General features: G+C 68.1%; 12 protein-coding genes. 9 read left to right on the top strand and 3 right to left on the bottom strand.

Annotated elements, in window-relative coordinates:
- The 3 genes from DAT35_RS41775 to DAT35_RS41765 all read right to left on the bottom strand — a co-directional run.
- The coding region (locus tag DAT35_RS41775) for a hypothetical protein (protein ID WP_146210099.1) at window positions 1-781 on the bottom strand (781 nt) is incomplete at its 3' end.
- Window positions 782-1,019: 238 nt separating this feature from the next.
- Window positions 1,020-1,634, bottom strand: a complete 615-nt coding sequence (locus DAT35_RS41770; protein ID WP_108074881.1) for a hypothetical protein — start codon at window positions 1,632-1,634, stop codon at window positions 1,020-1,022.
- A 53-nt stretch (window positions 1,635-1,687) separates the two neighbouring features.
- Window positions 1,688-2,041 carry a hypothetical protein gene (locus tag DAT35_RS41765; protein ID WP_108074880.1) on the bottom strand — a complete coding sequence of 118 codons (354 nt, stop codon included), beginning with the start codon at window positions 2,039-2,041 and terminating at the stop codon, window positions 1,688-1,690.
- Window positions 2,042-2,255: 214 nt separating this feature from the next.
- On the opposite strand from DAT35_RS41765, the gene thiD reads away from it, so the two are divergent.
- The 9 genes from thiD to DAT35_RS41720 all read left to right on the top strand — a co-directional run bounded on the left by thiD (window position 2,256) and on the right by DAT35_RS41720 (window position 10,912).
- Window positions 2,256-3,065 carry a bifunctional hydroxymethylpyrimidine kinase/phosphomethylpyrimidine kinase gene (thiD, locus tag DAT35_RS41760; RefSeq protein WP_108074879.1) on the top strand — a complete coding sequence of 270 codons (810 nt, stop codon included), beginning with the start codon at window positions 2,256-2,258 and terminating at the stop codon, window positions 3,063-3,065.
- A gap of 58 nt (window positions 3,066-3,123) precedes the next feature.
- Complete coding sequence (locus DAT35_RS41755) at window positions 3,124-4,170, top strand: DUF2278 family protein (RefSeq protein ID WP_108074878.1); 1,047 nt, start codon at window positions 3,124-3,126, stop codon at window positions 4,168-4,170.
- A gap of 18 nt (window positions 4,171-4,188) precedes the next feature.
- Window positions 4,189-5,595 carry an MATE family efflux transporter gene (locus DAT35_RS41750; RefSeq protein ID WP_108074877.1) on the top strand — a complete coding sequence of 469 codons (1,407 nt, stop codon included), beginning with the start codon at window positions 4,189-4,191 and terminating at the stop codon, window positions 5,593-5,595.
- A 102-nt stretch (window positions 5,596-5,697) separates the two neighbouring features.
- Complete coding sequence (locus DAT35_RS41745; RefSeq protein WP_108074876.1) at window positions 5,698-7,182, top strand: ATP-binding protein; 1,485 nt, start codon at window positions 5,698-5,700, stop codon at window positions 7,180-7,182.
- Window positions 7,183-7,289: 107 nt separating this feature from the next.
- Window positions 7,290-7,898, top strand: coding sequence for a hypothetical protein (locus DAT35_RS41740; RefSeq protein ID WP_146210098.1), 609 nt, complete (start codon window positions 7,290-7,292; stop codon window positions 7,896-7,898).
- Window positions 7,899-7,980: 82 nt separating this feature from the next.
- The gene (locus DAT35_RS41735) at window positions 7,981-8,274 is read left to right on the top strand and encodes a hypothetical protein (protein WP_108074874.1); all 294 of its coding nucleotides are present in this window, start codon (window positions 7,981-7,983) and stop codon (window positions 8,272-8,274) included.
- A gap of 39 nt (window positions 8,275-8,313) precedes the next feature.
- Complete coding sequence (locus DAT35_RS41730; protein WP_108074873.1) at window positions 8,314-8,979, top strand: hypothetical protein; 666 nt, start codon at window positions 8,314-8,316, stop codon at window positions 8,977-8,979.
- A 2-nt stretch (window positions 8,980-8,981) separates the two neighbouring features.
- On the top strand, window positions 8,982-9,452 hold the full coding sequence (locus DAT35_RS41725) for an SMI1/KNR4 family protein (RefSeq protein ID WP_108074872.1): 471 nt from the start codon (window positions 8,982-8,984) through the stop codon (window positions 9,450-9,452).
- Window positions 9,453-9,652: 200 nt separating this feature from the next.
- Window positions 9,653-10,912 (top strand): serine/threonine-protein kinase, encoded by a 1,260-nt coding sequence (locus DAT35_RS41720; RefSeq protein WP_108074871.1) that lies wholly within the window; start codon window positions 9,653-9,655, stop codon window positions 10,910-10,912.
- Window positions 10,913-10,923 lie beyond the last annotated feature (11 nt).

The raw sequence follows: 10,923 nt of genomic DNA, 5'->3' as shown, positions 1-10,923 counted from the left end.
GCTCCACTCTCGCCGCGCCGCCAGCGGGTACCTGCACGGCGCTCAACAACTTCCTGGCCACCTCGTGGAGGGCGAGGAAGGTGTTGGCCGGGGTACCTTGTGCGCGCACCGGGAGTGTCCTGGCCTCGCGAGGGCGGGCTCCCTGGTGCGTGGCGTCGTAGTCCACCGCCCAGCGCGTCTCCTCGCGCCGCAGCCTCAGCACCACCTCCCCCGTCCGCTGGCCCACGTACTCGGTGAAGACGTGGCGCAGCACTCGCGCCAGCCCCTCCGATTCCACCGGCCGCCCCGCGCGCCCGCCGCCGCGCTCTTCCCGGTAGCCCACCTGCGTCAGCGCGCCCCCCTCCGCCCAGAAGGAGAAGACCAGCGCCGCCCCCACTTCCTCCACCCCGCTGCACAGGCCCACCACCCGCGCCACAGCCCTGTCCGTCTCGGACTTGCGTGCCGCTTCGTCCGCCTCCGGCCCACGCCCCTCCCGCCGCGCCGCCAGCACCAGCGCCCGCGCTCTCGCCTCCTCCACCTGCCTCGCCCGCTCCCTGGCTTCCTCGTCGTGGGTGCCACCTTCCGGCCCCCACGCCCCCGCCGGTGCTTCCGCCGGGACGGGACGCTCTCCAGCATCCGCTCCGTTGTCAGATACGGGGACGACCCTTGCGAAGGCGGTGCGCCCTTCGCGCCATGGGTCATCATCTGCTGATAGGAGTAGCGCCTCCTGGTTGCTCCCCGATGACGCGCTCGTGGCGCAGCCCACCTGGAACAGCACCACGGCCAGGCACACCACGATCAACCAGAGAGGCCGCCGCGCACCGTCACGCCGTCTAACAAGTCGTCTCGCGCGCTCGCCACGAAGTCCTCGCCAGACGGCCCCTCCCGCTTGTTGCATGCGCGCTACCTCCCGGGTCAGGCAGCGTAGCATGACACCTGCCGTCACCGGATGCGCGCGCCCTGGCCCCCCACCAGTGCCACAGCGAGCACTTCTCCGAGCTCCTGGTTGCCGAGGGGATGCGCGTCCATACCGGATGGGGCTACTTCGCGAGCGGCCGCGTGTTGGTGACCTGGAGCCCCGCGTCGGTGGCGTAGACGAACACTTCGCTGGCGGGAGGGACTTCCACGGAGCCGCGTCGAGTTCCGCCCAGCACGAAGTCCACCTCGACACGGTAGGTGCCCGGCTTCAAGCCGTGGACGATGGCTGTCCTGGAATCGCCCGAGGGCCTGCGGACATGCTCCACCGTCACGGTGCAGGGCTTCTGGCAGCGGACGTGGAGGATGGAGGCGTCTTCCTTCGTCTGCGCCTCAGAAGGTGCCGGCCGGATGCCCGCGTCGGCTGCCGCTGAGGACGCCGACGGGGAGACCGTCAGGCGCCCCTTCGAGTCGACATAGAGGCTCGCCTCGGGCACATCCGGAATGTCGAGGTAGCTGGCGGCCAGAGGGCGGCCGAGAATGCCCTTCACCTCGACACGCCGCTTGCCGGGAGGGACGTCCTTGAACTCCCAGTTCCACGGGGAGTCGTGCAGGCGGCGGCCGGGCCTGCCCTCGATCAGGACGGTGCAGGTCTCGACGCAGCGGACCTTGAGGGTGGTGCCCCCGGCGGCGAGCACGGCCGGCGAGAGCAACAGGAGGACGAGGCAGAGAGCACGCATGGCGGACCCAGGAGGTCTACCACGTCATGCCCGGACTCAAGGGGGAGGCGCGCCTACCCCCAGTCCTCCGCCTTGGGCAGGGAGGAACCCGACTGGCCGACGGCCCCGAAGATGGACTGGACGGTCCCCATCACGAAGGCGCGCGACATCTCCTGGAGGGCCTGCCGCTGCTGGGTCTGCTCATCCGTCGCCGCAGCGTTGGACGCGGAACCCTTGGCGGTCTCGATGGCCTTCGAGATGATGTCGCGGCCGGAGACGGCGGGGGCATTCGCCTGCTTCGGCAGGGTCGACACGCCGCTGGCGGCCGCCTGCACGCGCGAGAGGAAGCTCGTGCTCGGGGTCGCCTGCGCCGAGGACGGGGTCGCGGTGGGCACGCGGGGACCGGTCAGACCGTTGATGCTGGACATGGAGCCTCCAAGGGGACACCTCCCCCACGGGTGGGAGGTCCGAAATCCATTATCGCAAAAGCCGCTCCGGAGTTGCGTGGGGATTTCCGCCGGGCTCAACCCAGGAGCCGGTACAGCACCGAGGCGAGCATCCTGAGGAGGGGCGGGCCGAAGCGGGTTGGCATCCGCGCCGGGGGGCGTATGTTGAACCTCTACACGGAAGGACAGGACGAAGATGGAGTACAGGAAGGTAGCGACCGCGCTCACGATCGCGGGCTCGGACAGTGGGGGAGGCGCGGGCATCCAGGCGGACCTGCGCACCTTCGCGTTCCACCGCGTGCACGGGACCAGTGCGCTGACGGCGATCACGGCCCAGAACACCCTCGGCGTCACCCGGGTGGACGTCCTGCCCCCCGAGTCGGTGGCGGCCCAGATCGACGCGGTGGCCACGGACATCGGCATCGGCGCCGCGAAGACGGGCATGCTCGTCAACCGGGAGATCATCTCCGCGGTGGCCGAACGGGTGAAGGCGCTCGGCATCACCCCGCTCGTCGTGGATCCGGTCATGGTGTCGCGAGCGGGCGCGCGGCTCATCGACGACGAGGCCGTGGCGGCGCTGCGGGAGCACCTCCTGCCGCTGGCCACGATCGTCACCCCCAACCGGCACGAGGCCCAGCTGCTCGCGGGCCTGGAGCTCCGGACGCTGGAGGACATGCAGGAGGCCGCGCGCCGCATCCACCAGCAGGGACCCAAGGTGGTGCTCGTGAAGGGTGGCGCCATGCCCGGAGGCCTGCGCGGCACCGATGTCTGGTTCGACGGCGAGCGCCTGGAGACCCTGCACCTGGCCTCGGTGGAGACGCGCAATACGCACGGCACCGGGTGCACCCTGTCCGCGGCCATCGCCGCCAACCTGGCCCTGGGGCACTCGCTGCTCGAGGCCACCCGGATGGGCAAGGAGTACGTCACCCGGGCGCTCGAGCACCCGCTCGCCGTGGGCCGGGGCAATGGCCCCATCGGGCACTTCTTCCCGTTGCTCGGCGCCTGACCGCGCTCCGTCACATCCACATCCAGCGGCCTCCCCCTCCTGGTAGGAGGGTCACCGCATGCCGCTGAAGAAATATGGGGTCTTGAAGGGCTCGGCCGTCGCACGCCGGCTGGGCTCGGGCCCCAGCCCCCACTATCAGGTGCGCCTCGTCGATAAGTCGGCGGACTACCGGATCGCCATCAACGTCAGCTCGAAGCTGCCCCCGTCGGATCTGGAGTTCCTCGTCGATGAGCACTTCATGCATCCCATCCTCGAGGGACTGAGTGAGCTACCGCTCGGATTCACTCCGCTCCCGAGCCGCCCCGGCGGGCTCGCGCTCGACTTCATCCGCGGCAACCTCTTCGACCGCGAGGGCATGACGAAGCTGCCCCCCAATGTGCCCGGACCGGACAACGACCTGAACGAGAAGCTGGACCACTACCTCCAGCGCGCCATGTCGGACGAGGAGGCCCTCGTCTACGCCTTTGGCGAACCCTGGGGTCCGGAGAAGGCGAAGGACAAGTACTTCGGCTTCACCCCCGGCCAGGGCATCCATGACATCCACATGAACCAGGGCAACGATCGGTCCTTCGCGGACCAGGACGGGACCTGGCAGGACGGAGGGGTGCTCATCCACTTCGCCTCGACGAATCAGTGGGTGGGCATCTTCCTCAAGTTCCAGTCCCAGACCTGGCACACGGACGATCGGACAGGACGCGCCCTTCCGGCGGTTCCCACCCCACCCGCTCCCCAGCCCCCCGCTCCCGGCCCGCGGATGCCCATGCCCACGCCGGGCCCCACCCATCCCGATGGCGTCGTGCGCATCGTCGCCGCGCTCGTCAACGACACGCACACGCCCGAGCAGGAGACCGTCACCCTGCTCAACACCTCGCCCGAGTCCGTGACCCTGGACGGCTGGGCGCTGGCGGATCGGCAGAAGCACAAGCAGCCGCTCACCGGGGAGATCGCCCCGGGAGCCACCCGGCTCGTGCAGGTCGAGAAACCCCTGGAGCTGTCCAACCAGGGGGGACTCATCACCCTGCTGGACGACCACGGATTGAAGATCCACGGTGTGGCGTACGCGCGAGCGCAGGTCCGCAATCCTGGGTGGACGCTCGTCTTCTGACCCGGGTATGTGGGGCCCATGAACGCACCCGACGGTCCGGCCCCGAGCCTCTGGGCATCCCTCAAGGAGGCCCTCCGAGGCTCGGAGCAGGACTTCACCGAGGCTCCAGTGGGACGAGCCATCCTGCTGCTGGCCGTCCCCATGGTCCTCGAGATGGTGATGGAGTCCATCTTCGCCGTCGTGGACGTGTTCTTCGTGTCCCGGCTGGGCGCCGAGGCCATCGCCACCGTGGGGCTCACCGAGTCCCTGCTGTCCTTGCTGTACGCGCTGGCGATGGGGCTGAGCATCGGGGCGATGGCGCTGATCGCCCGGCGCACGGGGGAGAAGGCTCCGGACGCGGCGGCGCGCGTGGCGGTGCAGGCCCTTGGCTTGGGCGTGCTCGTCTCGCTGCCCATCGCGGTAGGCGGTGTGCTGCTCGCCAGGCCCCTGCTCTCCCTGCTGGGCGGCTCGTCCTGGGTCGTCGAGCATGGGTACCGCTACACGCAGATCCTCCTCGGCGGCAACGTCATCATCCTGTTGCTCTTCCTCATCAATGCCATCTTCCGCGGCGCGGGAGACGCCGCCGTGGCGATGCGCGTGCTGTGGATCGCCAACTCGCTCAACATCCTCCTGTGTCCGTGCCTGGTGCTGGGCCTCGGGCCCTTTCCGGAGCTCGGCGTGGTGGGCGCGGCCGTGGCGACCACGATCGGACGTGGGGTGGGCGTCGGCTACCAGCTCTTCCGGCTCTTCCGAGGCACCAGCCGGGTGACCGTCCGCCGCGAACACCTGCGGTTCGAGCCGGCCACCATGCTCGTCATGCTGCGGCTGTCGGGCAGCGCCATCTTCCAGACGCTCATCGGCACCGCGAGCTGGACGGTGCTGGTGCGCATCGTGGCGGCGGCCGGCAGCGCCGCGGTGGCGGGCTACACCATCGGCATGCGCATCATCCTGTTCGCCCTGCTGCCCTCGTGGGGGATGAGCAACGCCGCGGCCACGCTGGTGGGGCAGAACCTGGGCGCCCGCAAGCCCGAGCGGGCCGAGCAGGCCGTCTGGCGCGCTGGCTTCTACAACATGGTGTTCCTCGGCGCAGTGGGGCTGGTCTTCATCCTCTTCGCGCAGCCGCTCATCACCACCTTCACGCAGGAGCCGGACGTGGTCTCCAACGCGGTGCGCTGTCTGCGCATCGTGAGCGCCGGCTTCATCTTCTACGCCTACGGCATGGTGCTCACCCAGGCACTCAACGGAGCGGGTGATACCTACACTCCGACGCTGCTCAACCTGGCCTGCTTCTGGGGATTGGAGCTCCCGCTGGCCTGGCTTCTCACTGGGCCGCTCGGACTGGGGCCTGGCGGCGCCTTCACGGCCATTGCCATCGCCTTCTCGGTGTTGGCGGTGATGGGAGCGTGGGTGTTCCGCCGTGGACGGTGGAAAGCACGCCAGGTGTAGGATCGGCCGCCCAGGTTCCGAGCATGCGAGCTTGGACATCCCGCAGGGTGGACCGATGATGAGCCCAAGATGCCCTCCGGGGCGGGTTAGCATGGGGAGACGATGAGTAAAGCCGCCTCGGGTCGCCGATCCGACACCGCCCAGGGTCGAACCCGCTCGCGAGCACTCGCGGCGGAGCGGGCGTTGGAGATCAGCAACCGCCTGCTCCAGGCACTCACCGAGGCCCAGCTCGACTTCTTCCGGGGCAGCGACGCGCACCACCTGTTCGACAAGCTGCTCACCGCGCTGCTCGAGCTGACGGAGAGCGAGTACGGCTTCATCGGCGAGGTGCACCGCGAACCGGGCGGCAAGCCCTCCCTGAGCACCCACGTCATCACCCACGCAGCCTGGACGGACGAGCTGCGGGAGCTCTGCGGCACCGTGCTCTCCACGGGCGAGCCCCTGCTCCTCAACGAGCCTACGCCCCGGGGACATCCGCCCCTGCGGGCATTCCTCGGCCTCCCCTTCAAGTCCGAGGGCCAGCTGTTGGGCATGGTGGGCATCGCCAACCGCCCCGACGGCTACGGCCCCGAGCTCGCCGGGTTCCTGCAGCCCTTCCTCACCACCTGCACCAGCATCATCCTGGGATGGCACCGCCAGCAGAAGCAGCGAATCACCGAGGAGCTGCTGCGCCAACAGGAGGAGGAGCTCCAGCGCAACCGCGACCACCTGGAGAAGCTGGTGCACAGCGGCACCGCGGAGCTGCTCCAGACCACCGTGGCCCTCGAGGAGCGCCAGGCCCAGCTGCTCCACTCCGAGCGGATGGCCTCGCTGGGACAGCTCGTGGCCGGTATCGCCCATGAGATCAACAACCCGCTGGGCTACATCACCAGCAACCTGGCCACGCTCACCCAGTACACCTCCGTCTTCAGCGAGCTGCTGAAGCTCTATCGCGAGCTCGCGGAGCGCGTGGGCCCGGGGCTCCAGGGGCCCGAGGCCGAGCTGCTCGCGCGCATCCAGGCCCTCCAGGAGCAGGAGGACCTCGATTACCTGCTCGGCGATGTGAACGAGCTGCTCCACGACTCGCGCGAGGGCGCCCACCGCGTGGCGGACATCGTGCGAAGCCTGAAGGCCTTCGTGCGCGAGGACTCCGGACTGCCGGAGCTGGTCGACGTGAACAAGGAGCTGGCCACCACCCTGAAGGTGGTGTGGAACCAGCTCAAGTACAGGACCGAGGTGAAGTGCGACTACGGGCCGGTGCCGCCCATCCTCGGCCGTCCCGCCCAGCTCAACCAGGTCTTCACCCACCTGCTGCTCAACGCCGTGCAGGCCATTCCGGAGCGAGGGACCATCCAGGTCGCCACGCAGCACGAGGGCAACGAGGTGCTGGTGCGGATCTCCGACTCGGGACATGGGATGACGAAGGAAGTCCTCGCCCGGATCTTCACGCCGTTCTTCACCACCAAGCCTCCAGGCAAGGGCACGGGGCTGGGCCTGTCCATCAGCTACGGCATCATGTCGCGCCACAACGGCCGCATCGAGGTGCAGAGCCAGTTCGGCCAGGGCAGCACCTTCACGCTCCGCTTCCCCGTCGCCCAGGACATCTGACGGGTGCCCGCCCGCCCGGGTGCCCGGCGGCCAGCGCTCCTCGAGGCTCCGGTCCCCTGCGGTACAACCCCGGGAGCACGACATCTATGGGGTGAAGGAGGAGCCCCATGCCACAGCATCGACAAGCGACTCATTGGTGGAAGGTCCTGCTCGTGACCAGCACCCTCGCGCTCCCCGCGTGGGCGGCGGACGGACCGGAGGTGGGCAAGCCCCTCCCCTCCTTCACGGCGCAGGATCTCCTGGGGCACGAGCACTCGAGCCAGGAGTTCACGGGAAAGCGCACGCTGCTCGTCGCCATCACCGACAAGAACTCGGGTGACGAGATGCGGGCCTGGTTCGACGCCGCCGACACCCACGCCCCCGCGAGCGCTCAGCGCGAGTCCATCATCTCCCTCCACCTGCCGTTCTTCGTGAGCGCCGCCACGGCGCGCAACCACGCGAAGCCCCAGGTGCCGCAGCAGTACTGGGACGACACCCTGCTCGACCGCAACGGCGACATGGCCGAGACACTGGACTTCAGTTCCGGCAAGGACCCCTACGCCATCGCGCTCGACGAGCACGGCCGCGTCCTGGCCGTCGTGCATGGAAAGGCCGACTCACCGGAGGCCGGACGCATCTGGTCTTCACTCAACAATCCGAAGGAACCAGGTAACCCAACCCAACCCACGCGGGACACATCCTCACAGGCCGTCCCACACGTCCGCAGTGGAAAATAATGAAATGACGCAACCCGAAACGTGTCACTTGCGATAATCTAATGAGCGTTTTTTCTCGGCTCTCGAGACCGGAGGCTCCCCCATGTGGATTGAGACCATCGTGATGCCCCGGGAAGAGCCTGCCGCCCACTATCGAGCCGCGCCCCAGCGAGATCGGTCGGTTGCGTACGCGGCGGCATGCGCCGAGGGAGAACACTTCCACGACACCGTGCTGAGCTACCTCCGGTCCCACCAACTGATGGAGGCGGTGAGGTGGGTGAGCGCGCCAGGCAGCATCCCCATGGTAACGCTCCACTGCACCTTCGGGGTTTTGGAGCAGTTACAGAAAGAGCCCCGCTTCGAGGCGGGCCGCTCCCTGACGCTCACGGGATTCTGAAGGGCCCGGGCCCCCGCCCCCCTGGCCGGGAGGAATCCCATGAACTCAGGCTGGACGGTCGTGGTGGTGCTGCTCCTCGCCGGGTGCGGCTCCATCAATGAAGCGGGTGGAGCCCTTGGAACGAAACCCACTCCAGTTCCCGGGGCCAGACCTGCGACAAAGAAGGAACTGCCCTGGTTGAACGTGCCGGGCGGACGGATGAGGACGACCCTCTTCTATGGCCCCTGGCAGTGCAGACAGGACTTCATGCGGATGTGCCAGCTGGAGTGCGCCCAGGAGGGCCATCGGCTCATGGGCTGCATGTGGCTGGCCGACATCAAGTTCGATTGGGAGGGACGCCTCGTCGTTCTGCCCGTCTCCGTCGAGGCTGGTAGTCGCTACGGCATCTGGCACTGCTGCTGCGACTACCCGACGCTATCGGCTGCCGAGAATGAAGCCGCGCGTAGGAAGTGGAATGGATTCCGGGACGGTTTCCGCCTGGACTGGAGTGGGCGGTTCGGAGAATGGCCATCCGAGACGGGTAGATCGTGGCCGGGGCACCATATCCGGGACCTCAAACATGGAGGCGCCCCGGTAGATCCCAACAACGTCTTTCCAGCAGAGCCTCTCGCTCATGATGAATTTGGCCGCCAATACCCCGCCTGCTACGCCGGGCAATCGCCCTGGAATGCGGTGGGGCCTGACCTGCCCTACACGGACAACTGACAATGGCCACGCCCATGAGCGCGCTGCTCGAAGATGTCTCGCGCGAGCACTTCCCAAAACCTCCCGCCACTCTCCAGGATGTCGAGGAATTCGAGCGGCGAGTGGGCTGGCGGCTGGACTCGGATCTGCGTGCCTTCTATCTGCACTGCAATGGGGCTGCTCTGCTTCAATGGCCGGATTCGCCCTATGAGATCCTGCCCCTGGCAGAGATCGTGAGAGCGCGGGTCGCCATTCGCCGTGAGGATAGCGACGAATGGGGTCCTGCCTCGATGTATGCCCTCTGCTATGTGCGCGACGGCAACTATGTCGTCCTGGACGTGAGCCGCCAGGTAGACGGTCGGTATCCGCTGATTGACGGGATCCATGAGACCTGGCCGGACCCGTACTACTGCAAGCAGATCGCCAGCTCCTTCTCAGAATTCCTGGAACAGGTGCTGCGCACCCGACGCAGCCTCTACTGGCTGGGGGTTTGAACAGGCACCGGACCGATAGCCCCCACCAGCCGCCTGCTCGAAGAGGTCTCCCGCGACCACCTCCCCCGTCACCCCGGGTGAGGACCTACCTCCGCCCACAGGGCTCCGGTGGCTTGGCTCGAGAGGGAACGCAAGCGGGCCATCAGCCCCCAAGCAAGCAGCCGGGCGAGACGGGAGAGGTTCTGTTATTCAAGCGGACCATGACGGACACGCTCCGATATGTCCCGGATGCCCCCCTCGATTCCACCCTGATCTCGCCGGCCTCGCGGCCCGAGAACCCTCCCGCGCCGCTCTCGCCGCAACAGAGCGCCCCGGCGGCCGCCTTCGCGCGGCGCAGCACGGTGCTCCCCCGCGTCCAGTGGAACGGGGACCGTCCCAACGTGGTGCCCTTCGAGCGGGAACGCTTCGAGGAGCTCCGCCAACTGGGTCAGGGCGGCATGGGCGAAGTGGTCCTGCTCAAGGACCATGACATCGAGCGGATGGTGGCCCTCAAGCGCCTGCCAGAGGCGTCCGACCTGGATCGCGTGCTCCGGTTCGTGGAGGAGATCCGCACCGTCGGGCAGCTGGATCATCCGAACATCGTCCCGGTGCACGACGTGGGCATCGACCACCTCGGCCGGTACTACTTCGTGATGAAGCACCTCCAGGGCGACACGCTCGAGTCCATCATCGACAAGCTCCGCCAGGGAGACGCCGCCACGCACGCGCGCTTCACCTTCCCCGTCCGGGTACAGGTCTTCGTGGGCGTGCTCAACGCGCTGGCGTACGCGCACCGCAAGGGCTTCATCCACCGCGACCTCAAGCCCGCCAACATCATGGTGGGGCCCTACGGCGAGGTCACCGTGATGGACTGGGGCCTGGCCCGTCGCCCCCGTCAGCCGGACCCCGTGGCTCTCACCGCGACGCCGGCGAGCACCGCGACGAGCATGCGCGAGGCGGTGTCGCTTCAGACGCAAATGGGCGCGGTGGTGGGCACCCCCCTCTACATGTCGCCCGAGCAGGCCCGCGGCCAGCACGACGCCGTGGACGTCCGCAGCGACACCTACAGCCTGAGCGTGCTCTTCCACGAATTCCTCTACCTGCGGCACTACCTGGAGGGTCGTGAGTCGCTGGCCGACGTGCTCTCGGGCGTGGAGAAGGTGATGCCAGAGGTGTTCGCCCTCACGTCGAACCCGCACCAGTCGCCCGTGCCCGCTGAGCTCGCATGGTTCCTCCACAAGGGCTTCGCGAAGGACCCGGCGCAGCGCTACCAGTCCGTCGACGAGATGATGCAGGTGCTGCAGGGCGTCATGGAGGGCCGCATCCATGTGCAATGCCAGCGGACCCTCATCAAGCGCGGGCTCCATGAGGCGCTTCGCAGCGTGGACAAGCACCCCGTCTTCATCATCACCGCGAGCACGGCGGCCGCGGCGTTGGTGCTCGCCGCCATCGGCCATCTGCTGATGGTGCTGCTGGGCTGACACGGAGCGTC

The sequence above is a fragment of the Vitiosangium sp. GDMCC 1.1324 genome (assembly GCF_003044305.1).
Taxonomy (GTDB): domain Bacteria; phylum Myxococcota; class Myxococcia; order Myxococcales; family Myxococcaceae; genus Archangium.
This window is presented reverse-complemented; position numbering and strand designations above follow the sequence as displayed.